A 25,219-nucleotide genomic window follows, 5' to 3' on the forward strand; every position below is an offset into this window, starting at 1 on the left:
AGCATTTCCAAAGATTTTTGAGGAAAACAGGGGGATAAATATATGGATTCAAAAAAAAGCAAGATCAGTCAGATGACTATTTCTGATAAAGTCGCTCTGGTACACGGTGCTTCATTTTTCGGGACAGCAGAGTTCTGGAAACTAGGAATAAGAAGACTTCAGCTTCTTGACGGCGGGACCGGCATCAATTTCGAACAGCTTTTCGGGGATTTTTTTACCCGTGATGAAAATGATGAGAAGATAAAACCGCAGGGAAAAATTCTTTCAAATGTAATTAAAAACTATTATCACGAAGAAAGACTGAATGAAGAAGAAAAAAGGATCAGGGATATAATAAAGAAAAAACTTGATGACCTTACAGGTATGCCAGATATGTCACCGGGATGTTTTCCGCCGGGAATTCTTCTTGCTGCAACTTTTGATCCTGATACTGTAAGGGAAACGGGTGAAGCACTCGGTGCTGAAGCTGCTGCCTATGGTATCGATATTCTCCTTGGTACACCAAATATCAATATTCACCGTGATCCTCTCGGAGGAAGGGTTTTCGAAGGCTATTCCGAGGATCCGTATCTTATATCTGCTCTTGCTCCTGAACTAATAAAAGGCGTTCAGAAATATCCGGTTGCTGCAAATGTAAAGCATTTTGCGGTAAACAATCAGGAAACAAACAGGACCGGTGTAAATGTTTCCGTTTCAAAACGTGCTCTCGAGGAGATATATCTTCCGGGATTCCGTGCCTGCGTCAAGGACGGTGAGGTAAAAACTGTTATGAGCGCTTACAACAGAATAAACGGGGTACCGTGTTCCGAGAACAGAAAACTTCTTCACGACAAGCTCAGAGATGAATGGGGCTTTGACGGGGTAGTTATTTCAGACTGGAACGCTGTAAATGACCATATAGGCGCGGTTGAAGCTGGAAATGACCTTTCAATGCCGGGACCTCCTGACGAGAAGGTAACAGATACTTATTCACAGGCGGTAAAGGACGGCATTGCTTCGGTGGAAAAGCTCAATGAAGCTGTGCTGAATATGCTTGAACTCATTGATTATCTCGATGAAAAGAAGAAATTATATAAACCGGAATATAAAAACGCCGCTGAACTTAAAGAGCGCACTGACAGAGCTGCATACAGAGCAGCATCTGAAGGTATAGTGCTTTTAAAAAATACACGTAATATCTTTCCGTTTGATCCGGACGGTGATGATAAAATAATTATCACGGGAACAGGCTGTGAGGAACTTCTGACCTGCGGTGAAGGAAGTGCTGCTGTAATTACAGACAGAAACACCTCATTTTCTGAAGAGCTCATAAAGATCCTCGGTGAAAGCAGAGTTTCAGTCCATCCACAGATCACCGGACGTATAAAAGGGAACAATGAAACTGTTATCGTTGTTGCTTCACTTACCGGTATGGAGGGCAATGACAGGGAGAATATGAAACTCGATAAACGCGACAAGGCTGTACTGCGTGAGCTTATACTTGAAAAACAGCAGTTAAAGAGTTTCAGAATTGCGCTGATACTTAATGTCTGCGGGCCGGTATCACTTTCTGAATATGAACCTTATGTGGACGGTATTTTCTGTATGTTCCTTCCTGGCATGCAGGGAGGCAGGGCAATGGCTGACATTATTACCGGCAGAGTCAATCCTTCAGGAAAGCTTCCGGTAACATTTCCTGCTCATTACAGAGATACTCCTACCTTTATCAATTTTCCTGGTGACGGAGGCGAAGTTTCATACGGTGAAGGAATTTTCATCGGATACAGATACTACGCAAAGAAAAAGATCAAGCCTGCATATAATTTCGGCTTCGGTCTTTCATATACAACATTTAAGATCACTGATGTATGCACTTCGAAGGAACGCTTCCGCGAAAGACTCACTGTCAGCGGAAAGATAACCAACACGGGTAAAACTGCCGGAGCTCAGGTAGTACAGATCTATATAAGCGACGTATATTCTACCTGCAGGAAACCGGAAAGTGAGCTGAAAGCTTTTAAAAAGATATATCTTGAACCGGGCCAGACGGAAAGATTTGACTTTGCCCTTACGGAAAAGGATTTCACATACTACGATCCTGACTATGACAGGTTCATCTGCGAAGAAGGATATTTCGATATTATCGTTGCAACATCATCCGCAGCTGAAGATGTTGCCGCAATAAAGAGAGTCTATAAACAGGGAACAAGTCCTTATTCATACGGACTGAATTCACGGCTGAAGGTATTCTATGAAAATCCTGCACTTAAGGAACTGCTTTTCCGATTCTGGGAACTTGCAGACTATGATACCGGAATCCTTGAAAGTGCATACAAATATACTCCTGAAAAGAAACTTTACGAGATATTCCCGAAAATCGATGATTCTGATACAGAAATAAACCAGCATCTTGAAAGATTCCTTGAAGAAGTATCAAAGGTGGAAAAACGATAATCAGATTAAAAATTACGGTCTAAACTGATGTCTTAAGGAAACTCTGAAATGTTTTAAATCAGCATGGAGTACAGGGTGAAGCCACGCAAATAAACAATCAGCACATCAGGCTTTGCATGGAAATGTGAGCCTGATGTGCTGATTTCTTTATAAGTGAATAATTTTTCAGACTTTATTGTCTGATCATGAAAAGTTATTTCTTTCGGGACAAATATTAGAACATAACATTGCAAAAGGATAGAGTGCAGCAAGTTCCTTTTCTGCAGCCTCAGCTTTTGATTTGTCGGTGAAAATACCGAATACAGCAGCGCCGCTTCCGGTCATGAGCGTTCCAGTGGTATTGTGTATCTTCATAATATCTCTGATCTTTGCAATGTCATCAGGAAGTTTGGTAAGCTCAAATGTATTGAGCGCATTAGCCATAAGTGTGTTAATGTCATCATCTCTGCAGGCTTTAAGAATAGCTTCTGTATTCTGATGCGGAACGTTTTCAAGTGAATCGATCTCACGGTAAGCAGCAGGTGTGGAAACGCCTTCCGTCCCTTTTGCGACAACAATGAAGTGTTCGGAAAGAGGAGAGAGGGGTCCGATAATATCACCTATTCCGCTTATATGTGCAAGTCCGCCTCTTATGAAAAACGGTGTATCTGCGCCTGAACGTACAGATATCTCACACAGTTTTTCGTTACCAAGATGTGTTTCGAAAAGCTTATCAAGAATTCTGAAAACACCGGCAGCATTGGTACTTCCGCCGCCCATACCGGCCTGACTTGGAATGTTCTTTTCAATATCAATGTGTATGCCCGGATTTTTTATACCAGTCTCTTCAAAAAATATGGAAGCGGCTTTGTAAACTATATTCCTTTCATCACAAGGTATACCCGGTACATTACACGATACTGTAATTTCCGAGCTGTCATTAAGTGAGATTGTTACTGTATCATAAATGGAGATTTCCTCGAAAATACTGTCGATGTTGTGATAGCCGTCTTCTCTTTTTCCGGTTACGTCAAGCGTAAGATTGATCTTTGCATACGTTTTTAAAGATAAAGTTTTACTCATATTATTCCAGACTCCTTATATTGAAATACCGTACGGTACATGTTTTTTAAAGTAAAAGATCCTCGAAAAACCGGCAGCCTTTGCAATCTCCATGCCTTCCTTTATGCCTTTGCCGATGTCGCAGGTTTTATGAGCGTCAGATCCCAGTGAAATGATCTTTCCGCCGCATTCACGGTACAGTTTCACAAGATCAAGGGCAGGGAAAGTCTTTCCGTAATCCTGACGCAAGCCGGATGTGTTTATCTCAATGCCTTTATCCATCGAAGCGATCTCAGTAAATATTGCTCTGATGATGTTTTCGTGCTTATTTATATTCACAGGTATGCCCTGTTCGCCGCAGATATATCTGAGAGGGTAGGTGAGATGTCCTAAAACATCAAATTTCCCCCATTTACACATTGCCAGTATCTCTTCGAAATATTCCCCAAGGATCTTTTCAGGATCCTCTTTTCGGTAATCAAGAAACGCAAAGTCATCTCTGCCCTTAAGTTCATGCATTGAGCCGATTACAAAGTCAAGTCTTTCGTCAGAAACGACTTCATCGGCAAAATCGAAGTTGTGTGTCGGCTGCCCGAGTTCCGTGCCGTTTATAAAAACGGTATCTCCGGCAATATGTTTTAAGACTTCATGATTTGTTTCCATTGACTTATGGAAAATATCCCGGTTATAGAAATAATGCTCGTCACTTGTGTGAACTGTAGTATAATTTTCCGGACCTTCAGGACGGTTTGCTTCGACGTGCTCAGTGACTGCAAGCGCTTTAAGCCCAAGACCTGAAGCCTGTCTGTATGAAGAAAGAACATCTCCTTCTGCATCCGGAGAAACTGCTGTGTGTGTATGACAATCGATCATTATGGATTTCCTTTCTGCAGAAAACACTTTTCAAAGTATTCAGATATTAGCCGGAGCGGAATATCGGATAAATACCATTGCAGTATTTCCTGAATAAACAATACAAAATAATTATATCATATTTAAAAGTGGTATTCAATTGGAATTATCAAAAAGAAAATTTAAGTGATTTAAGCTGTAATATTAAGGTAAAATCGATGTGCATCATCTTGCAAATATTCAACCGTAGTGCTATAATATTAAGTGAAATTGCACTAATTAAACCGGCAGGAGGATCGAATATATATGATAAAGCAATTAAGGAAACCTGCAGCAATGATGTCTGCTGCTGCACTGCTGTTTTCGTCCGTTTTTTGTATGCAAACTTCAGGAGAAGCAGTAACATCGGGTTACATCCGCGGAGATATGGACCGAAACGGTAAGGTAAATATTGCAGATCTTGTACTGCACAAGTCCTATATTCTTTCCGGGGAAAAAGATAATGATCCTTTATCCGAACAGATCGCTGATGCGGGAGAAACAGGAAATGCTGACTGGCAGGACAGTATTTATCTGACCGGATATCTCCTGAACAGCGACCCTGAAAAATATACTTTAAAGACATTTACGATCACAGAATCTGCACTTATTCCTTCTTCACTTGAAGGACTGACTGCATGTGCCCAGACTACCGGTGAGGTTCGTTCCCTGAACATACTCGTGGAATTTAATAACGCCAGGTTCAGCGACAGTAAAAAAATGAGTGAAGAAGATCTTAAAACCGAACTGTTCGGGGAAGGTAAGGCAAAGTTCCCTTATGAAAGTCTTACTGCATTTATCGAAAGGGCGTCATACGGCAATCTTACAATGTCCGGAGATTTTTTTTACTGCACTCTTAATGCAGATATCGAAGACTACAGTATCGATCTTGCCAGCAGGGAAAAAATGATGAAAGATGTCCTGAAAGCACTGGATGACAAGATCAATTATTCTGATTTTGACGGTGACGGCGACGGGGACATAGATGTTCTTACATTTACTGTACCTCTCGATAAAGCGTCATCATCTCTTAAGTCATTCTGGTACGCAGCAACACACACCTGGTACTATGATCCGTACTTCAGGGTCGACGGCGTTAAAGTTGTAAAATACGCAGGAATGAGTACAATGCCTTACAAAGACAACATGTATACTTTCAAAAGGGATTATACACATGAGTTCGGACACTGTATGGGCCTTCAGGATTATTACAAATATGAGTCTGAGGATTACGAAGGCCTGAAAGGACCTGCAGGCTACTGTAAAATGGATGATTCTCTTGGTGATTACTGTACATTTTCAAAACTGATGGCCGGATGGCTGCGGGAAGATGAAGTCCAGATATATGATATAAACCGGGGAGGGGAACAGACATTTTTCCTTTCAGATCCTGCAAAAGAAGGAAGCTGTCTTATTCTTCCGCTGAAAGCGTGGAATGGAAACTTCACAGGAGAATATTTTATCGCAGACTATCAGAGCTGTGAAGGGAATAACTATGATGTCCGAAATTTTCTGAACGGATGGTATAATGACAAAAACAATACAGGTATCAGAATAATGCACGCTGATGCAGAAATGCATAAAACCTACTGGGGAAAGAAAGAATTTAAATACTATAACTATGCTGACACATATAACGGTGATGACAAGCAGCGTATTCTTAGACTTGTAAATGATCCGTCTCATGGTTACTTAAAACCGGGAGAAACACAGACAGGACTTATGGCATATGACAGCAGCGGTTATGAAACCGTCGATACAGGATATGTTGTAAAATACATCAGTTTCAAGGACGGGAAAGCACAGGTTACAGTTGAAAAGAAATAAGTTTTTCTTAAAGACCGTTCTTAAGAAAGTCAAATCAAAAAAAGGATCATCAAAGGAAAATAATCGTCCTTTGATGATCCTTTTTATTCATAAATCTATGTGAATTTAGAGGCAGAGCCGGATCTTCGTTCTGATAAGTGTGCCATTAATGCTCCATATGACCGTCACGGTACATAGAGAATTTGTCCAGAGGATACTTTTCGATGTTTTTGAGTATCTGTCTGTCATCAGCACTGTCAAGAAGTGCTTTACGTGCTTTGTGTATCTCGGCTGGAGCCCTGTGATTTGAAGGTCCGCCTACACATCCGTCCGTACATGCCATACCTTCAATAAAGTCTTCATTAAGCTTTCCGGCTTTAAGAAGGGCAAGAGCCTTTTTGCACTCAAGTGCGCCGGTCGCTTTATAAAGTGTAATTCCTGATGTATCTTCGCCGCGTTCCTTCATGCATTCAATAACGGCATTCGCTACGCCGCCTGCAGATGCAAAGCCCTTTCCGAATACTGAAGCTTCCTGATACTGCTCATCGGTCGGTTCAAACTCCAGATCGCGTGAACGAAGGAGAACCTGAAGTTCACCGAAGGTTATCGCGTAGTCGGCATTTCCTTCGACTGATTTATCAAGAGTTTCCCATTTCTTTGCAATACACGGGCCTATAAATACCGTAACACAATCAGGGTGGAGTGCTTTCATGTATCTTGAAACAGCACACATAGGAGAAACTATTTCGGACATGTTTTCCTTATACTGTTCCGGATAATTGTTTTTGAGCATATTTATAAAAGCAGGGCAGCAGGATGTAGTCATCTTTCTGCCTTCCTTTTTTGCCTCGCTCCATTCGGCACTTTCATATGCCGCTGTTATATCTGCACCGAGTCCGACTTCGACCATATCGGAAAATCCGATTTTAAGAAGAGCATTTTTAATGGACTGAAGTGTTACATTTTCACCGAACTGTCCTTCGATCGAAGGTGCACACATTGCAATAACATTTTTACCGGCTTTTATCGCTTCTATTATCTGGACCAGATAAGTTTTTGAGCTTATCGCGCCGAAAGGACAGCTGTGTATACAGTGTCCGCAGTTTATGCATTTGGATTCATCGATAACACAGAAACCGTTATCGTCGAATGAGACCGCACCGACGGGACAGACTTTTTTGCATGGCCTTACAAGATGTACTATAACTCCGTAAGGACAGGCTGCGGCACACTGGCCGCACTCCCTGCACTTGTTAGGATCTATGTTCGATCGTTTTTCGCCGATGGAAACAGCTCCGAATTTACAGGAACTGTAGCAGGCTTTGCCGAGACACAGTCGACAGTTGTCCGTTACGGTATAGGATGAAATCGGACACTGGTCACATGCCGCCTGCATGACCTGAACGACATTTTTTTGAATCAGGGTTAGCTGTGGTGTTTTTCCCTCTGGCAAGTCTTATTCTCTGTGAAACGACCTCGCGTTCTTTATAGATACAGCATCTGTACTGCGGCTTTGGGCCAGGGATAAGTTCGTACTTAAGTGAATCGATGTGGTCTTCATCAAGTTTATCTTCCCAGGCAAGCCTTGCAACGCTTTCAATGACTTTATGCTTGAAAGAAATAAACATCTTGTCGTTGGTTATCATTAATTCAGAGCCTCCGGTTTAGGAAATGTTATTCAGCTGCAGGTGCCTGAGCCTCAGTTTCCGAAGCTTCACCGGCAGCTGCACCAGCTTCTTCGTCTGCTGCTTCATCTGAAGGATCCCCGGAAGGTTCAACAGGTTCTACATATTCTGTCACAGGAGTCTTGTCAATTTCTATATTCTTTGTGTATGTAAACTCCGATATAACTTCAAGTCCTTCCGGCTGAACTGATTTTACTTTCAGTATCATGCCTGATTTAGGATCAAGAGTAATAGTGTCAGTGCCAAGACTGTTTCCGTCCTGAGCGATGCTGACCTTAGCAATGTAATTACCGTCCTTTGAAGTAACTTCCTCAAGTTTTGCATCAAAGTTCACATAGCCGAGTACAGTTGTTGACATTACCTGCTTAAGGTCTTCGTCAGTAAGTTCATTTTTAGTGATACCCATAGGAGTTTTTGTGTATCGGTTAGGATCGTCCTTGTCATTTGATACATATACACTTTGCGTGAATTCATCAGGATATTTTGCTGTATAATTGAATTCGATGAGATCACCTGTCTTTTTGTAGGCAAGAGCAAACTCACCGTTATCCATGTTATCCTGACCGCTTCCTGAATAGCTGATCACTTCCTTGAAGCCACCCTTGTATTCCACCATTTTATCAGGTTCTGAGTTTTCAATGAGTTTTTCAAGAGTAACTTCGTCCGTTGATGTATAACACGCTTTTGAACCTATAACAGAACTGTCGCATCCTGTAAATGAAAGAGCCATAGCAGCTGTAAGAAAAAATGCTGTTGTAGTTTTCATATTCTTTCCATCCTTTAAAAACATATATATATTTTAATTGTATCACGAAAATGTCAGAAGGTCAATGATTTGTTCTGTAAAAAATATGATGTTAAAAAAAAGACATTTTTATACTGATCATAAAGCTGCATATCTGAAAAACAGGGCAGATACAGGTTTAAAGAATAAACCTGCGTTCCAGCAAAAAATCACTGATAAAATTTAGTTGAATTCTTATAAATGTTATGATATACTTAATAGTATGAAGAAAATGGAGTTGACAAAAAGATGAAAATAAAATTTAATGAAAAGTATAATACAATAGCGTATTATACTGTTATAGTCTTTTCTATATGCGTACTGATCGTACTGCTTGCTTTCAGGTTTAATTCCTTTATAGGAATCGTTGGAAGCATATTAAAGGCTATTTCACCTGTTATATGGGGATTCGTTATAGCCTACATAATGCAGCCACTTGTAAGAACAATAGAACGGTTTCTTACTATAAGAGTACTTAGAAAGAAAAAGCAAAGCAAACTGTGCAGGTCGATAAGCATCGTCATAGCATCGCTGATCGGTTTTTCTGCCATTGTTGCCCTCGTTGCAATGGCTGTCCCTCAGATAGTGGAGAGTATATCAACGCTGCTCAACAAAATGCCTGAGTACCTCTACTCGTTGTATGTTTCAACCCTTGATTTCCTTGAAAAAAATCCTGAGATCAACGAGCAGGTAACCGACTGGTTCCAGCAGCAGTATGTCACTATTTCCGATCATGTAATAGGATGGATAACAGACGTTAAACCAACTTTTGAAAGATATTTCGTTCTTATCAAGGACGGTGTATTCAGTTTCCTTATGGGTATCAAGGATTTCCTTCTCGGTTACATCGTTTCAATCTATCTTCTTTACAGCAAGGAAAACTTTATAAGACAGGCGAAGAAATTTTTCTATGCTGTTCTTCCTAAGAAGACATATGATACGGTAATAAGCAAGGGTGCTCACGCAAACACTATTTTCAGTGATTTTCTTGTCGGCAAATCACTTGACTCATTCGTTATCGGCATGCTCTGCTTTATTGTAATGGTTATTTTCCAGTTTGACAATGCAATGCTCATAAGCTTTATCGTCGGAATCACAAACATGATCCCGTTCTTCGGACCATTCATAGGTGCTATTCCGTCAATCGTTCTTGTGCTTCTTACTCAGCCTCAGAAAACTGTAGCATTCATTATTATAATTCTTGTTCTGCAGCAGTTTGACGGTAATATACTCGGTCCTAAGATCCTCGGAAACAAGCTTAATCTCCCGACTTTCTGGATCATGTTTTCGATTTTCTTCTTCGGAAATCTTTTTGGATTCGGCGGAATGCTTGCAGGTGTTCCGGTATTTGCGGTTATCTACACGCTTACAAAAGAATTTGTGGATGAACGTATAAAATCCAAAAATCTCGAAATGCTGAAAAAGGGGATAAGCGAAAGCGACAGAGAAATGCTCTCTGATCTTGAAGAGGATAATTAAAAAATTATACCCGGATGTTCGTAATGTGAATATCCGGGTTTTGTATAATGGAAGCAAAAAACATGAAATAAAATAAAGATCCGGATGAACTATCAGTTTCATCCGGATCTTTATTTTACTGCGGTTCCCAGACACCCTGCTGACGGATGCCTGTCTTTTTTGCTGCTTCAGTAAGCATATCAATCTCTTCGTCTGTCAGGTTTACTTCGAGAGCTGCGGCAAGCTTTTCAGCATATACAGGTTTTGTAATGCCGACAATCGGCACGGTTCCCTTCGCAATAGCCCACAGAACCGGCACCTGTGAAGGATCGATACTATATTTTTCTGCGATTGAACGCATCATGGCAAGCAATCCTTCTATTTTCTTAAACTTACTTTTCGGAAATGCAAAATTACGCATCGACAGTGCAGGGAAGTGGTTTTCAGCGTTGTATTTTCCTCCGAGTGCTCCCTGTTCGAGAACCATATAAGCATAGTAACGCATTCCGTTGGCATTGCAGTAATCGATGATCGGCTGCTGGTCGTTTCTCAGAAGACTGAAATGATTCTGTACCGCACCCGGTTTAAGGCCGTACTCAAAAAGTGCTTTCTCAGCCTCTTTTATGTGTTCCATTGAAACATTGGAAATGCCAATGCTTTTAATTCTGCCTTCTTTCAAAAGCGGAACAGCTTCCTTCAGGTTTGCGGTGATATTATTCGGAGTGTGAAGCCAGAAAAGATCAGCATTTTCACGCTGCAGACGCTTCATACTCTCATTAAAAGACTTTGTAAGTTCACCGTTCGAATATTTTTTCGGCGGGAAGAATTTCGTTGATATGAAAATATCACTTTGTCCTTTTATAAGGGAACCAAGCAGGGCTTCACAGGTACCCATTCCGTATACAGCAGCAGTATCCCAGTTTAACAGACCGAGTTCCACTGCTTTGCTGAAAGTCTGCCTTAAAACAGATACATCCGGCGAATTTCCGAAAACAGCCCTTGCTCCGCTGATACCGGAACCCCATGCCCAGGTGCCTATCATTACTTCTTTATTCATAATCAGAATACCTCCCCGGTATGAATTATCTTCATGATCATAGTTTATATTTGGGTTTATAATTGTTATGCTTACCGTTGTTTCTTCTGTTGTCAGACTGTCCCGGTTTTCTGATGCCTGAACTTTTCTTCGGTGCATTACCATTTTTCTGAGGAATATTCTTCTTCGATGAGTTATTTCCTTTATTCGGTGAGTTTTTCTGAGGGTAGTCCTCAACAAGACATTTCGGCGATGAACCGATAAGATCACGTCTTCCGGCTTTTTTCAGTGCTTCAAGTACAATGTCCCTGTTCTGAGGACGGAAATACTGGAGCAGGGCACGCTGCATCGCCTTTTCCTGCGGAGTTTTCGGAACATATACCTTTTCCATTGTATACGGATCAACTTCCGAATAGAACATGGCAGTTGAAATAGTGCCCGGAGTAGGGTAGAAGTCCTGCACCTGTTCCGGACGTATTTTGTTTTCCTTCAGGAAAAGCGCAAGCTCGATTGCTTCGTTAAGAGTGCTGCCCGGATGGGATGACATCAGGTACGGGACAAGGTACTGTTCCTTGTCCATTCCTTTTGTGATCTCATAGAAACGTTTCTGGAAGGCCTTGTACGCTTCAATGTGAGGCTTTCCCATTTTATCAAGCACTACAGCGGAACAGTGTTCCGGAGCGACTTTCAGCTGTCCGCTGACATGATGGAGAATAAGCTCGCGTATGAATTCATCGTTCTTATCCTGCATAAGATAGTCGTAGCGGATCCCCGAACGGATGAAAACTTTCTTTATGCCCTTGATCTTTCTTATCTTTCTGAGCATTGCGAGATATTCCGTGTGATCTGCCTTAAGCGCAGGACACGGTGTCGGAGCGAGACATTTCTTTCCCATGCACAGTCCTTTGCTCAGCTGCTTTTCGCAGGATGTGTGGCGGAAGTTTGCTGTAGGACCGCCGACATCATGAATGTAGCCCTTGAAATCAGGCATCTGCGTGATACGTTCAGCTTCCTTCAGAACAGATTCCTCACTTCGTACAGTGATCCTTCGTCCCTGATGCAGAGCAATGGAACAGAAGTTGCAGTAGCCGAAACATCCGCGGTTGTGGGTAATGGAAAAACGGACTTCCTCAATACCCGGTACTCCGCCTTCAGCTTCATAGCTCGGATGGATCGCTCTTGTGTAGGGAAGACTGTAAATGTAGTCAAGTTCTTCGGTCGTCAGACTGTATGCAGGCGGGTTCTGTACGAGCATCATTTTTCCGTGACGCTGGATTACCGTCTTTCCGTAGACCTCGTCCTGCCAGTCATACTGTATTTTAACTGCTTTTGCATATTCAAGCTTATTGTCACGAACCTGCTCAAATGACGGACACTGTGCAGCACCCAGAGGGGTATTGACCGGTTCAGTGAGATAACATGTCCCGCGTACATCGTGGATGGAATGAATATCTTCACCCTCTGAAAGACGTGTGCATATCTCTTTTATCTGGTGTTCGCCCATACCGTACATGAGTATATCCGCGCCGCTGTCAACCAGTACTGATGCACGTACAGCATCATCCCAGTAGTCGTAGTGGGCAAAACGGCGCAGGGAGGCTTCCAGTCCGCCGATGGCGATCGGAACATCACCGAAGTACTCCCTGATTTTCTGACAGTAAACTATAACCGCACGGTCAGGACGTTTTCCTGCCACTCCGCCAGGAGAATAGGCGTCTTCCGAACGTTTCCTTTTAGCCGCAGTATAGTGGGCGACCATTGAATCAATGTTTCCCGAAGTAACGAGAAACGCATATTTAGGCCTTCCGAAACGTCTGAAGTCTCTGTCACATCTCCAGTCCGGCTGTGAAATAATTCCCACAGTAAAACCCATAGCCTCTATAAGTCTCGTTATAATAGTCGCTCCGAAACTCGGATGATCAACATAGGCATCACCGGTTATATAAATAAAATCGAACTGATCAATACCCAGTTCTTCCATTTCCTTTCTGGTTGTAGGCAGAAATCCTTCGTACATAACGTCATCTCCACGTAAAAGATAGATATTTATATAATAACATAACCGGTCGGAATTGTCAATTTTCAGAAAAACAGCAAAATAATAATTGTAATAGTCTTAAGGTCTGTGCTATAATTGTATAACAATATGAAAACACGGTATGCAAAACCGAATTCCGGGGATTTCCCGCTCAGCCTGCACTGATCTGTATTCATTTCAGTGTTTGCAAAGGAGAAGAAAAACATGGACTACTATATAAGTATAACTAACCGCTGCAACCTGCACTGCGAGTACTGCTACGAGAAAAAACTCAATACGGAAATGGGTATGCTTGACGATAAAACCACAGATGCAGTTATAGAATTCGTTAATTCCATCCCAAATACAGGAACCATTTACTTTTTCGGCGGTGAACCTTTGCTCGGGAAAGATATCATAAAAAAGATAACCCTGCAGACGAAAGCAAACAGCTATATAATCACCACAAACGGAACGCTTCTTGATGAGAATTATATTAAATGGTGCTCGGAACACGGAGTAAAATTCAATGTTTCCCATGACGGAGCAGATCTTTCAGCACGCGGTATCGATCCGGAGGTGCTCAACGAAAAGATCAGAATACTGCAGAAATATCAGCGCGAGATCCTGCTTCAGCTCGTTTATACAGAAAAGACTCTTCCTAAACTGCCTGATAACATCCGTTATTTCCGCGATCTCGGTATCACTGCAGCATCTGCTATAATGGAAGAGAGTACATGTCCTGCAGATACTGATGCATTCGGAGACATGCTCCTGAAGGCGTGGCGTGAAGCAGCTTCGGTTTCCGGTATCTCTATTCTTGAAATAATAAACAAGATCACAGCAATTACGGACCAGAAGCCGCATCAGTGTGATATTTGCAAAAGGAAAATGTACATTAACTGGGACGGAAAGATCTATCCCTGTCTCCAGTTCCAGAACAGAGCAGAATTTCAGTGCGGCGATGTATTTAACGGTATAAACACAGTACCTATAAAAGAAAAGTATCCGGAATATTCAAGCTATCCTTCAGATTGTGATGACTGCGAAATACGGAAATACTGCGATAATTCCTGTGCCTGCCGTAAAATGGCCACATCCGGGACGCTTAGGGCAGTATCTGATGCCAGCTGTCTTGAACAGCAGATACTGACCCTGGTCGCACTTGAAAGAATAGAAAAATATGCAAAAAAGAGACATTCTGCGTCATAAATCTGAGTGGAATACGGGATTTCAGTTACGTAATCTCTCTACTCGGAATACGGCGAAGCCGTATTCCGGCTTGATCATTGTTTACCAAAAAGTCGTTCCTCAAAAATCTATGAGGAACGACTCTTTCTTTTTATGTTCTGTATTTGTAAACTGAAGTTGTAAAGTATGATCGTTTTATTGCTGTTTTTGTAAAAGGAAAGTCAGGTTTATCAGTCATCTGCACCTATTTGGTCTGTTTCGATAACGAATTTTACGCTGCCCTTCATTGAATCAGATTTTCCTGAGAATGAAGTATATTCTTCCGATGCCTTTGAAAGCGCCTTAAGTCTGTCTGTAAAATCAGCGACCTCGTTATTGACAGTATCCGAGATCTTTCCAATGCCTTCTTCATCGAATTTTGTCATACCGTCCTTTAATTCGGAAGCACCGTCGTGTATTTTACCGATTCCGTCGATAAGAGCATCTGTTCCGTTTTTAAGACTGCCGATACCGCCTGAAAGTTCTGAAGAACCGGAAGCAAAATCAGATGTACCTTTTTTGAATATATTAAGGGAATCAAACAGTTCCTTGATTCCTCCGAAAAGAGAACCGGAACCCTTCTTAAGTTCCTTTGCTCCTTCGGCAAGCTTTTCTGTTCCTTTATCTGCCTCTGTGATACCGTTAAGAAGAGCAGAAGCACCGTCATCAACCTTTACAGCACCGTCAGCAAGTGAAGCAGCGCCAGCGTCAGCTTTGCCGATTCCGTCTGCAAGTGTACCTGTTCCTTCGTCAACGCTCTTTGCTCCGGTGCTCAATGCATCGGCACCAGCTGAAAGGTTTGCAGCGCCGTCCTTAAGTGAATTTGTACCTGCCTTAAGTTTCTGAACACCTGAAGTGATCCTGCTGCAGCCTTCGTTCAGTTCGTTTACACCGTTTGTATATGAAACTATACCACCGTTTACCTTTTCATAGCTTTCAGCAAGCTGATCAACGGCATTCTTTATCTTGCATATGTTTTCAGTAGTTCCTGAGAGCTTTTCGGCAAGAGCGTTTATAGCAGCATCAAACTGTTCGTAGCTTGCCTTAAGAGAAGCAGTACCTTCTGCAATTTTAGCGGCTGCTTCACTGATACCGTCTGAATAGTTAAGTGAACCTTCAATAAATGCGCTGTCACCTTTAAGAACAGTCACAATATTTTTCAGTGAAGCTATCTGTTCATTAAGTGCGGCAGCCTGTTCCTCGCAGCCTTCCACAGCGGCAAGTGCTTCGGCCTGTGAGGAAAGTGCTGCTATCTGAGATTCAAGAGTTTCGATGCATGCTGCATTTCCCGCTGCCAGAGAATCTGTATCAAGGCCGTTTTCAGCAAAACGGTTCTTCATGGCCTCTGAACCTGAAGCTGCCTTTAACTGTTCAGCTGCACTGTTAAGATCTGTAATGCCCTGCTTTATAGCAGATGAGGAATCCACAAGCACCTTAAGCTGTGAAGTATCTGCTGAAACTTCAGCAAGTCCGTCACGTAAAGCCTTGATTCCGTTGAGATATTCAGCCGATCCGTTAAGAAGTGCTTCTGTATTTGAAGTAAGTTTGATAAATCCGGCACTTAAGCTGTTAAGGCCGTTACCAAGATCTTCGACACCGCTGTCGAGTGAAACTGTTCCTTCACTGAGAGTTCTGGCTCCGCCTGAAAGTTCGGCAGCTCCGGCTGAAAGGGAAGAAGTACCTTCCTTAAGTGATGAAGCACCTTCGGAAAGGGCAGCAGTACCGTTCTTAAGTGAGGCTGCACCTTCAGAAAGAGCCGAAGTGCCTTCCTTAAGTGAACCTGCGCCGTTCTTAAGTGCACCGGTACCTTCCTTAAGTGAATCTACACCGTCTGTAAGTTCGCCGATACCTCCGTCAAGTTTTTTTCCGCCTTCTTTAAGTTTTCCTGCACCTTCGGAAAGCTTTGAAGCACCGTCATTTATCTGACCGGCAGCATCGTTAAGCTTTGCCGCGCCGTCTGAAAGTTTTCCGACGCCAGTCTTCAGATCCTTTGATTTTTCAAGAAGTGTGTCAATACCGTCATAAAGTTCAGAAGTTCCGTTTTTGAGTTTAAGGGAAGCTTCGGTAAGTTCATCGATCTTTGACTTCAGTTCATCAACGGTTGATGTCGGATCGATGCCGATTTCGTTAAAGATCTCATTTGTAACTACTGTAACTGATGTTTCAAGTGCAAAGTCGTTTACATCAGCTGAGACTTCAAAATATTCCGGTATATTGATCATGCTTGTATCAATAGCAGAATCATTTATCTGTTTTCCTGTTTCAAGGCTTTCCTTAAGGCCCGGGAAAGCACCTCCGGCGACTATACATCTGTTTCCGTCTGAAACTACTTTTCCGTTTTCTGCTTCCACATTGGTAAATCTGCTGCTGTCGAGCACAAGACCGGTAACTGCTGCAAACGGAACGGAAACGGTATATTTCTTTCCGTCAACATCTACAGTTCTCTTTTCATTATTGGTATAGTCAAAACGGATAGTAACATGTCCACTCTTTCCGGCAAGTTCGGAAGGGGTGACCTTGTTTCCGTCAAGTGTGTAAGTTACGGTAAGCTCTACAGGAAGGTCACGGTCTGTTTTTCCCTGATAGTAAATATCAGATCCTCCGGCCTGCCATGCCAGGCTGCTTCCCGTCTCTGAATATGCTTCGCTTCCCTTGACATTAACGATATCTTTAAGTTCGGAAACATCGTCAAGTATCTGCAGTGAATCAGGATTTGAGATCCAGTCGCTTACAGTAACATCTTCTGTATTACCGTCAGCAGATGCATTTACATAGACTGTTTCGCTCTTTGTAATTGTATCGCCGCTCTGTGAGGAGACTGCGGTTTTTTCAGTTTCCTGTATTTCTTCTGATTTAGCCTCTGCCGCTGAACTTTCTTCCGTTTCTCCGGTTTCATTTCTGCTTTCAGCATAAAGAACTGTAAAACCTGATGATAAAAACAAGTGCTGTTACTCCTGCGATTATTTTTGTATATTTCGATTTCATAATATATTCCTCCTTAAACGTGAGCAGCGTTTCTGCTGTCCGAAGCTTTATTTCTGTAAAGATCTTTCATACCGGCCGTAGTTGCGCATATGATCCTGTCAAGTACAATAAGCATTGAAGGAAGAACGGTAAGTACAACCAAAGTACTTATAACGGCACCTCTTGAAAGAAGAACTGTGATAGAACTGATCATATCGATATCGGAACAAAGACCTACGCCGAATGTTGCAGCAAAAAGGCTTGTACCGCTGATAATTACAGGTTTTATTGATGAACGGTGAGCTTTTCGTACAGCTTCATATTTATCATTGCCTTTCAGTCTGTATTCCTGATATTTGCTGGTCATAAGTATTGCATAATCGACTGTTGCGCCAAGCTGGATCGTTCCGATAACTATGCTTGCAACGAAAGGAAGGGGAGTATGCATGTAATACGGGAATGACATATTAATGCAGATCGCAAATTCAATAACACTGACAAGGATCACCGGTATCGAAAGTGACTTGAAAACGATCATGACAATAATGAAGATCGCTGCAATTGATACGATATTAACTATTGTGATGTCCACGTCAGTAACGTCCGCAAGATCTCTTGTGAGCGGTGCTTCACCAACTATGAGTGAATCCTTGCTGTATGATTTAAGTATCTCGTTTACTTTACCTATCTGATCATTTGCTTCAGTTGTAGCCGTTTTGTAGTTCGAGCTTATAAGTTCGAGTTCGTAGTTTTCGCTTTTGAGTTTTCCGCGTATATCTTCAGGAATTGCCGAATCAGGTACAGCCGGTCCTACTAATGAATCAAGACCGATAACCCAGTTTACACCTTCAACGTCCTTTATTTCATCCATCATCTGCTGTTTATCAGCTGCAGAAAGGCCGTTTTTAAGGAGCATCATGTAAACCGTATTCATATCAAAATCTTCCTCAAGCTTTTTGTTGGCTACCGCACTGTCAAGTGTTTCAGGAAGTGAACTGTCGATGTTATAATAGAGTTCGTTGTTCTGGTTTCCGTAAAAACAAGGAACACATAACAGAGCAAATATCATAAGCCAGACTGTTGTATGCTTTGTAATGAAGTCTGAAACTTTATCAAGTGAAGGAATGAAAGGTTTGTGAGTTGTTTTGTCGATGCCTTTTTCAAAGCAGAGTATCATAGAAGGGAGGAGAGTAACGCAGCAGATAACCCCGATAACTACACCCTTCATCATAACTATACCAATGTTTTTGCCAAGAGCGAAAGTCATAAGCATAAGAGCTGCAAATCCGGCAACTGTTGTTACCGAACTGCCTGTTACAGAACGGAACGTATCTTCAATGGCCTTTGCCATAGCCTGTTCACTCGGATATTTCTTTCTTCTTTCCATGTAGCTGTTAAGAAGGAAGATCGAATAGTCCATTGTAACGCCAAGCTGAAGTACCGCTGACAGTGCAAGAGTTACATATGAGATCTCGCCGATAATAACGTTGCTTCCGAGATTATATATTATCGCAGCACCTATACTTGAAAGAAAGAGCACCGGAACAAGGAATGAATCCATTGCCAGGCAGAGAACTATAAGTGAAAGTATAGCTGCTACTGCAATATATGAAGGCATTTCCTTAAGGTATAATGACTTGATATCTGTAACGACACCGGACATACCGCTTATGAAGCACTGTTTTCCGGTTATTTTTCTCATTTCGGTAACTGCATCCATTGTTTCATCTGATGAAGTGGTGTTATCGAAAAGAGCAACCATCATAGTGGAATCACCGTTAAAAAGAGCATCACGTATCTTAGACGGAAGCATGTTTTCAGGAACTGAGATATCAAAAATATCGTCGTACCAGATAACGCTGCTTACGTGATCAACGTTCTCGATCTTCTTTTTCAGCGTAACAACGTCTTTGTTATCCATGTTCTCCACAATGATCATGGAAAACGCGCCCGATTTGAATTCGTCAACCATAATGTCCTGACCTTTAACTGTTTCAAGTGTGTCAGGAAGATAGCTGAGTACATCGTAGTTTATTCTGGTTTTAACATACCCGAATACTGAAGGTATAAGCAGAAGTACGTAAAACAGGATTATTAATCTACGGTGCTTTGCAATAAAATTACCAAAGCTCTGCAGCATTTCAATTACCTCCGTTTTTTTGTTTTGTAATAGAGTAATTTTTATATATCTCTTTGAATTATATTATATTTCAAAACTGACCATCAGTCAATATCTTTTAGTAAGAAAAATGACCGTTGGTCAGAATATTGTCAATATTCTACATAGGCAGTGAATATTCTGGCCTTTATTTGTGCAGTATAGCCATATTGACAGTGATGTAATTATATATTATACTTATTTAAGAACAAACTATGTTCAATAGTTTACTGTCAGGCCCCATCTGACACGATTAGTACAGAATGTAACTGCAAACCGCATTCTGAATATTATACCGAAGGTGTTATTGTAATGAGCAGAGTTGACGAAAAGAAACTGCAGAAAAGAAATTCGCTTCTTCAGACTGCATTTGAGCTTTTTACAACAAAAGGCGTTGGAAATACTTCAATTTCAGACATTGCTGACCGTGCCGGTGTAGCTAAAGGGACTTTCTATCTGTATTTCAGAGATAAGATAGATATAAAAAACAAGCTTATCGGACACAAAACGGAAAAACTCTTTGAAAAGGCTGTTGAAGCTCTTGAAAAAGATCCTCAGAAAACTTTCACTGACAAGGTCATTTTCGTAGTAAACAACATAATAGATCAGCTGGTAGAAAACCAGGCACTGCTTCTGTTTATCAGCAAGAATCTCAGCTGGGGAATTTTCAAGAACCTTATAGATTCCGGCGAAAGCAGATCAGAGCAGGGAATAGCAGCAACCTACGAAAAGATCATGTCGGAAGAAGGCGACAATATTGAATCACCTGAAATAATGTTCTATATGATCTGTGAATTTGTAAGTTCCGTGTCGTATTCACCGATCCTTTACAAGGAGCCGGTACTTATCGATGAACTGAAACCGCATATATTCAGAACTATCCGCAATATAATCGCTCAGTATCAGAAAGTTCCTGACAAATGTGAGTAATACGGAATTAACCGTCAGGTAAAATAAAAGGGATGGTTAAAAAACTCTCCGAAAACAAACCCGCCTATCCGGACCCACGTATTTACGTGAGCAGGATAGGCGGGTTTGTCTGTGTTAAAGACTTTTTAATTTTCCTTTATTATTTTAGCTCGAAAGCTCCTGTATAGAGTCTGTAGTATGTTCCGCGTGCAGCGATAAGCTGTTCATGATTACCGCGTTCAATTATACGTCCCTGTTCCATAACAAGAATAAGATCAGAATTTCTGATAGTTGAAAGCCTGTGAGCAATAACAAATACCGTACGTCCCTTCATAAGGGCATCCATACCTTTCTGAACTATAACTTCCGTTCTGGTATCGATCGAACTTGTAGCTTCATCGAGGATCATTAAAGGAGGATCCGCAATTGCTGCACGAGCAATTGAGATAAGCTGTCTCTGGCCCTGTGAAAGATCAGAACCGTCGCCCTTGATAACTGTATTATATCCTTCAGGCAGCATTCTGATAAAATCATCTGCATTGGCTAGACGGGCAGCAGCGATGCATTCTTCGTCAGTGGCATCCAGCTTACCGTAACGGATATTATCCATTACAGTACCTGTGAAAAGATTTACTTCCTGAAGTACAACTCCGAGAGAGCGCCTTAAGTCATTTTTTCTGATCTTTTCAATATTGATGTCATCGTAGCGGATCTTACCGTCCTGAATATCATAGAACCTGTTTATGAGGTTCGTAATAGTTGTTTTACCTGCACCTGTAGATCCGACAAGAGCAATTTTCTGACCGGTATGAGCAGCAAGTGAAATATCATGAAGAACAGTCTTTTCAGGGACATAACCAAAATCGACATTTTCAAATATGATATTTCCCTGAAGAGGAGTATACGTAACAGATCCGTTGCTGTGTTTATGTTTCCATGCCCACATTCCGGTTCTTACTGTACTTTCAGTTAAATATCCGTTTTCTGTTTACGGCATTTACAAGCTCAACATAACCTTCATCCTGTTCAGATGGTTCATCAAGTACGCGGAATACTCTGTCTGCTCCGGCAAGCGCCATAGCTACAGCGTTTATCTGCTGTGACACCTGCGAAATATTCTGGCAGAACTGTCTTGTCATATTGAGATAAGTAATGATAACAGGTATGGTGAGAAGCTTTTCACCTTCGGTAATTGCTCTGACAGAAGGATTGATCCAGCCGTTCAGCGCAAATACACCACCGACAAAAGCTACAAGTACATAAAGAATATTACCTATATTACCCATGATAGGCATAAGAATATTGGCAAATTTATTTGCACTTCTCGCATCCTCAAAAAGCTGTTCATTCAGTCTGTCGAAATCTTTTTTTGAAATATCTTCATGACAGAAAACCTTAACTACTTTCTGCCCGTGGATCATTTCTTCAATAAAACCTTCAGTACGTCCCAGGGACATCTGCTGCTGCATAAAGAAACGTGCTGAATTTCCTCCGACAATTTTGGTTACCATAAACATTGCGCAGACACCAATTCCGACAGTAAGTGTCAGCCACAGACTGTAATAAAGCATTACACAAAGAAGTACAGTAATAGTAATAGCTGATGAAATAACATTAGGAAGTGCCTGTGAAAGAAGCTGTCTGAGAGTATCAATGTCGTTTGTGTAATAAGACATGATATCACCGTGGTTATGAGTATCAAAATACTTTATCGGAAGGCTCTGCATTTTAGCAAATACCTTTTTACGAAGTCTGTAAAGAAAGCCCTGAGTAATTACAGCAGTAAGTCTTGTCTGAAGGAAAGAACCTGCAAGACCGATAATAAAAATTACGATCATGGCAGCTAAAGTCTTTATGATCTGAGGGCGAAGTGATCTGTAAACTTCGACAAACTGGGATTTCTCAGTATAATGATTAACTGAGATAGTATTAAGTCCGTCAGTAATAATTGATGCGATCCTTTCAGTAAAGACAGAAGGCGCGGCGCCGACAAAAGATACAACAACCATGCAGATTATTACGAGGGTAAGTGCACTCCTGTATTCTTCGAAAAGCATGGAAATGAGCCTTTTAAGAGTACCCTTGTCAATTTTCGGTCTTGGTCCGCCTTTCGGGCCGCCCATTCTTCCCATACCCTGAGCTCCGCCCGGTTTTCTTCCGGGAGGCCCGCCCTGAACACCCGGCGGAGGACCTCCGGCTCTTCTGTTTTCCGGTCCTCCGGATTTACCGTTCTGAATACCGCCCGGAACTCCGGCTGGAGGTCCGCCGGCTCTTACTGGGGCAGCCTGTGATGACTGAAGCTGAACGGACGGTCTGACAGGTCTTCCGTTCTGATCGAGCTGTACAGAAGGGGAGACTGGTCTTCCGTTCTGCATCTGACGAGCCAGAGCAGCATTGATAGCAGCCTGCCTCTGCGCTGCAAAAGCAGCTGTGGGACTGGAAGCAGTATTACTCTGTACCGGTCTGCCGTACTGGTCTAACTGAACAGATGGTGAAACAGGCCTTCCGTTACGGTCAAGCTGAACAGATGGTGTAACCGGTCTTCCGTTCTGGTCAAGCTGAACTGAAGATGGCACGGGTCTTCCGTTCTGATCAAGCTGAACGGAAGGTGAAACGGGTCTTCTGTTCTGTACAGAATTAATATACGCCTGTCTCTGCGCTGCGAAAGCAGCTGTAGGGCTCTGATTCTGGGAAGGCTGTCCATTCGGACCGGTAACGGCAGTTCCTCTGTAATAATTATTATCCATTTAAACTGCCTCCTTTCACCTGTGATTCATATACTTCACGGTAGATCATACTCTTTCCGAGAAGCTCTTCATGGGTACCGAATGATTCAATTCGTCCGTTATCCATTACAATTATAAAATCACAGTCCTGAACAGAAGAGATCCTCTGAGCAATGATGATCTTTGTAGTATTAGGAATAGCAGTTCTGAAAGCCTGTTTAAGAAGGGCGTCTGTTCTGGTATCAACAGCACTGGTCGAGTCATCCAGAATAAGTACCTTAGGTCTTTTAAGGATCGCTCTTGCAATACAGAGTCTCTGTTTCTGTCCGCCTGAAACGTTAGTACCGCCCTGCTCGATATAGGTATCGTAGCGGTCTGGCATTCGTTCAATAAATTCGTCAGCCATTGCAAGCCGGCATGCAGCAATGATCTCAGTATCAGTAGCATCAGGATTTCCCCAGCGAAGGTTATCCTTGATAGTACCGGAGAAAAGCACATTTTTCTGAAGTACTACAGAAACTGCATTTCGGAGTGTCTCAAGATCATAATCCCTGACGTCATGACCGCCGACAAGAACACGACCCTTTGTTACATCATAAAGACGTGAAATAAGATTTACAAGAGTCGTTTTTGATGAACCGGTTCCGCCGATTATACCGATCGTCTGACCAGTCATTATTTTTAAATTTATGTTTTCAAGAGCATATCCTGAACTCTTTTCATAACGGAATGACACATTTTCAAATTCGACCTGACCGTTCGGAACGTTCATAACAGGTGATGAAGGATTTGTAATGTCGCTTTCCTCTCTGAGAACTTCAGCCACACGGTTGGCAGCTTCGATTGACAGAGTAACCATTACGAAGATCATTGATACCATCATAAGACTTATAAGTATCTGTATGGAGTACACAAGCATACCTGAAAGGGTACCGATCTTGATAACAGCACCGTTTTCGGAAATGATGAGCTTTGAGCAGAAGAATGATATGAATATGATAATAGTATAAATAGCAAGCTGCATGAAAGGTGTATTCAGAGCAATGAGTTTTTCAGCTCTTGTAAAGTCATCACAAACTTCCTTCGCAGCAGCATTGAATTTTTTCTTTTCATATTCTTCACGTACAAAAGATTTTACTACACGCATACCTTTAATGTTTTCCTGAACAGACTCATTGAGTTTATCATATTTTCTGAAAACACTGACAAAGATAGGACGAACAACACTGATTATTTTAAAAAGAGCAAATCCGAGAAGAGGAATCACCACAGCAAAAATCAGAGAAAGCTTACCGCCGAGTTTTACTGACATCACAAAAGCAAAAATAAGCATAAACGGACACCGTACTGCAACTCTCGTAACCATCATGTATGCCATCTGAAGGTTATTAACGTCTGTTGTCATACGAGTAACAAGGCTTGAACTTGAAAACCTGTCTACATTTTTAAATGAAAAATCCTGTATTTTATAGTATAAGTCATGTCTGAGATTCTTGGCGAATCCGCAGCCTGCTTCGGCACAGTAATTACCGGACAAAACCCCGAATAAAAGTGAAACAAAGGCCATTAAAACAAGAATAAGGCCGTATTTCACAATAGTTCCCATATCACAGCCACTTTGAATTCTATTAATAAGTGCAGCAATTTCCATAGGCAGCAGGCATTCAACGACTACTTCCAGTGAAACAAAAAATGGTGTGAGCAGCGTGGCTTTTTTGTATTCTCTGACACACCCGAGCAAGGTTTTGATCATTCAAAAGATCCTTTCTGAAATAGTAAACTGTTCTCCAATAATCTAAAAACAGCATTAAACACAGCTGACATAAACTGCGCTTAACCCGCCTTTATCAGACGAAAAACTACACTTTCGTCCCCTAAAGTCACACAGATAATATTATAACACTTTAACCGAAATATGTCAACAGCATATTTTTTTTTAAAAAATTAGTGACAAATCACTTTATATATGTTATCATATGATGTAGACTATTAAAAAATGATTGAAGGAATACCGAAACACTGTGTGTAAAGTCTTCTTGCTTTACAAATGTTTTTCATCAGGAATTCCTCAGGAAAGAGGT

The 25,219-nt window shown here is 41.7% G+C and carries 15 protein-coding genes and 1 pseudogene; 5 read left to right on the top strand and 11 right to left on the bottom strand.

The genetic code is table 11. The annotated features are described in order from the left end of the window. Positions 1–42: 42 nt before the first annotated feature. Complete coding sequence (locus CC97_RS04465; protein WP_044974005.1) at positions 43–2,433, top strand: glycoside hydrolase family 3 N-terminal domain-containing protein; 2,391 nt, start codon at positions 43–45, stop codon at positions 2,431–2,433. 183 nt (positions 2,434–2,616) lie between these two features. Here CC97_RS04465 and ispE read toward each other — a convergent pair whose 3' ends face one another. After that, positions 2,617–3,495 carry a 4-(cytidine 5'-diphospho)-2-C-methyl-D-erythritol kinase gene (gene ispE, locus CC97_RS04470; protein ID WP_044974006.1) on the bottom strand — a complete coding sequence of 293 codons (879 nt, stop codon included), beginning with the start codon at positions 3,493–3,495 and terminating at the stop codon, positions 2,617–2,619. A gap of 15 nt (positions 3,496–3,510) precedes the next feature. Then, entirely contained in the window at positions 3,511–4,347 is an 837-nt protein-coding gene (locus CC97_RS04475) for a histidinol-phosphatase HisJ family protein (RefSeq protein WP_044974007.1), read from the bottom strand. A gap of 285 nt (positions 4,348–4,632) precedes the next feature. Here CC97_RS04475 and CC97_RS04480 point away from each other — a divergent pair, with 285 nt between their 5' ends. Next, positions 4,633–6,192 carry a hypothetical protein gene (locus CC97_RS04480; RefSeq protein WP_044974008.1) on the top strand — a complete coding sequence of 520 codons (1,560 nt, stop codon included), beginning with the start codon at positions 4,633–4,635 and terminating at the stop codon, positions 6,190–6,192. A 145-nt stretch (positions 6,193–6,337) separates the two neighbouring features. Here CC97_RS04480 and CC97_RS04485 read toward each other — a convergent pair whose 3' ends face one another. From CC97_RS04485 to CC97_RS04490, 3 genes are read right to left on the bottom strand one after another with little or no spacing between them, the layout of a single operon-like run. Further along, positions 6,338–7,567, bottom strand: coding sequence for a monomeric [FeFe] hydrogenase (locus CC97_RS04485; RefSeq protein ID WP_347493464.1), 1,230 nt, complete (start codon positions 7,565–7,567; stop codon positions 6,338–6,340). After that, the gene (locus CC97_RS21520) at positions 7,551–7,817 is read right to left on the bottom strand and encodes a hypothetical protein (RefSeq protein ID WP_347493465.1); all 267 of its coding nucleotides are present in this window, start codon (positions 7,815–7,817) and stop codon (positions 7,551–7,553) included. The genes CC97_RS04485 and CC97_RS21520 overlap by 17 nt, the downstream gene beginning before the upstream one ends. A gap of 28 nt (positions 7,818–7,845) precedes the next feature. Beyond that, on the bottom strand, positions 7,846–8,622 hold the full coding sequence (locus CC97_RS04490; protein WP_044974009.1) for a hypothetical protein: 777 nt from the start codon (positions 8,620–8,622) through the stop codon (positions 7,846–7,848). 267 nt (positions 8,623–8,889) lie between these two features. On the opposite strand from CC97_RS04490, the gene CC97_RS04495 reads away from it, so the two are divergent. Beyond that, positions 8,890–10,119 carry an AI-2E family transporter gene (locus CC97_RS04495; protein WP_044974010.1) on the top strand — a complete coding sequence of 410 codons (1,230 nt, stop codon included), beginning with the start codon at positions 8,890–8,892 and terminating at the stop codon, positions 10,117–10,119. Between the two features lie 115 nt (positions 10,120–10,234). Here CC97_RS04495 and CC97_RS04500 read toward each other — a convergent pair whose 3' ends face one another. Then, positions 10,235–11,155: an aldo/keto reductase gene (locus tag CC97_RS04500; RefSeq protein WP_044974011.1), complete on the bottom strand. Its 921-nt coding sequence runs from the start codon at positions 11,153–11,155 to the stop codon at positions 10,235–10,237. Positions 11,156–11,192: 37 nt separating this feature from the next. Next, positions 11,193–13,151, bottom strand: a complete 1,959-nt coding sequence (locus tag CC97_RS04505; RefSeq protein WP_044974012.1) for a YgiQ family radical SAM protein — start codon at positions 13,149–13,151, stop codon at positions 11,193–11,195. Between the two features lie 225 nt (positions 13,152–13,376). On the opposite strand from CC97_RS04505, the gene CC97_RS04510 reads away from it, so the two are divergent. After that, complete coding sequence (locus CC97_RS04510) at positions 13,377–14,363, top strand: radical SAM protein (RefSeq protein ID WP_044974013.1); 987 nt, start codon at positions 13,377–13,379, stop codon at positions 14,361–14,363. A gap of 209 nt (positions 14,364–14,572) precedes the next feature. Here the strand turns inward: CC97_RS04510 and CC97_RS04515 are convergent, their stop codons facing one another. Continuing rightward, positions 14,573–17,323, bottom strand: a complete 2,751-nt coding sequence (locus tag CC97_RS04515) for a hypothetical protein (protein ID WP_044974014.1) — start codon at positions 17,321–17,323, stop codon at positions 14,573–14,575. Between the two features lie 56 nt (positions 17,324–17,379). Further along, positions 17,380–19,485, bottom strand: coding sequence for an MMPL family transporter (locus CC97_RS04520; protein ID WP_044974015.1), 2,106 nt, complete (start codon positions 19,483–19,485; stop codon positions 17,380–17,382). A 330-nt stretch (positions 19,486–19,815) separates the two neighbouring features. On the opposite strand from CC97_RS04520, the gene CC97_RS04525 reads away from it, so the two are divergent. After that, entirely contained in the window at positions 19,816–20,433 is a 618-nt protein-coding gene (locus CC97_RS04525; protein WP_044974016.1) for a TetR/AcrR family transcriptional regulator, read from the top strand. 139 nt (positions 20,434–20,572) lie between these two features. Here the strand turns inward: CC97_RS04525 and CC97_RS04530 are convergent. Next, positions 20,573–22,544, bottom strand: a pseudogene (locus tag CC97_RS04530) (ABC transporter ATP-binding protein). A 607-nt stretch (positions 22,545–23,151) separates the two neighbouring features. Beyond that, positions 23,152–24,891 carry an ABC transporter ATP-binding protein gene (locus tag CC97_RS04535; RefSeq protein ID WP_044974017.1) on the bottom strand — a complete coding sequence of 580 codons (1,740 nt, stop codon included), beginning with the start codon at positions 24,889–24,891 and terminating at the stop codon, positions 23,152–23,154. Between the last annotated feature and the right edge of the window lie 328 nt (positions 24,892–25,219).

Source organism: Ruminococcus sp. HUN007 (assembly GCF_000712055.1).
Taxonomy (GTDB): domain Bacteria; phylum Bacillota; class Clostridia; order Oscillospirales; family Ruminococcaceae; genus HUN007.

Excerpts from the sequence above, each read along its gene's own strand:
- CC97_RS04480 (WP_044974008.1), top strand. The coding sequence starts at position 4,633 with ATGATAAAGCAATTAAGGAAACCTGCAGCAATGATGTCTGCTGCTGCA.
- CC97_RS04505 (WP_044974012.1), bottom strand. The coding sequence starts at position 13,151 with ATGTACGAAGGATTTCTGCCTACAACCAGAAAGGAAATGGAAGAACTG.
- CC97_RS21520 (WP_347493465.1), bottom strand. The coding sequence starts at position 7,817 with ATGATAACCAACGACAAGATGTTTATTTCTTTCAAGCATAAAGTCATT.
- ispE (WP_044974006.1), bottom strand. The coding sequence starts at position 3,495 with ATGAGTAAAACTTTATCTTTAAAAACGTATGCAAAGATCAATCTTACG.
- CC97_RS04525 (WP_044974016.1), top strand. The coding sequence starts at position 19,816 with ATGAGCAGAGTTGACGAAAAGAAACTGCAGAAAAGAAATTCGCTTCTT.
- CC97_RS04500 (WP_044974011.1), bottom strand. The coding sequence starts at position 11,155 with ATGAATAAAGAAGTAATGATAGGCACCTGGGCATGGGGTTCCGGTATC.
- CC97_RS04520 (WP_044974015.1), bottom strand. The coding sequence starts at position 19,485 with ATGCTGCAGAGCTTTGGTAATTTTATTGCAAAGCACCGTAGATTAATA.
- CC97_RS04485 (WP_347493464.1), bottom strand. The coding sequence starts at position 7,567 with ATGCAGGCGGCATGTGACCAGTGTCCGATTTCATCCTATACCGTAACG.
- CC97_RS04465 (WP_044974005.1), top strand. The coding sequence starts at position 43 with ATGGATTCAAAAAAAAGCAAGATCAGTCAGATGACTATTTCTGATAAA.
- CC97_RS04510 (WP_044974013.1), top strand. The coding sequence starts at position 13,377 with ATGGACTACTATATAAGTATAACTAACCGCTGCAACCTGCACTGCGAG.
- CC97_RS04475 (WP_044974007.1), bottom strand. The coding sequence starts at position 4,347 with ATGATCGATTGTCATACACACACAGCAGTTTCTCCGGATGCAGAAGGA.
- CC97_RS04495 (WP_044974010.1), top strand. The coding sequence starts at position 8,890 with ATGAAAATAAAATTTAATGAAAAGTATAATACAATAGCGTATTATACT.
- CC97_RS04535 (WP_044974017.1), bottom strand. The coding sequence starts at position 24,891 with ATGATCAAAACCTTGCTCGGGTGTGTCAGAGAATACAAAAAAGCCACG.
- CC97_RS04490 (WP_044974009.1), bottom strand. The coding sequence starts at position 8,622 with ATGAAAACTACAACAGCATTTTTTCTTACAGCTGCTATGGCTCTTTCA.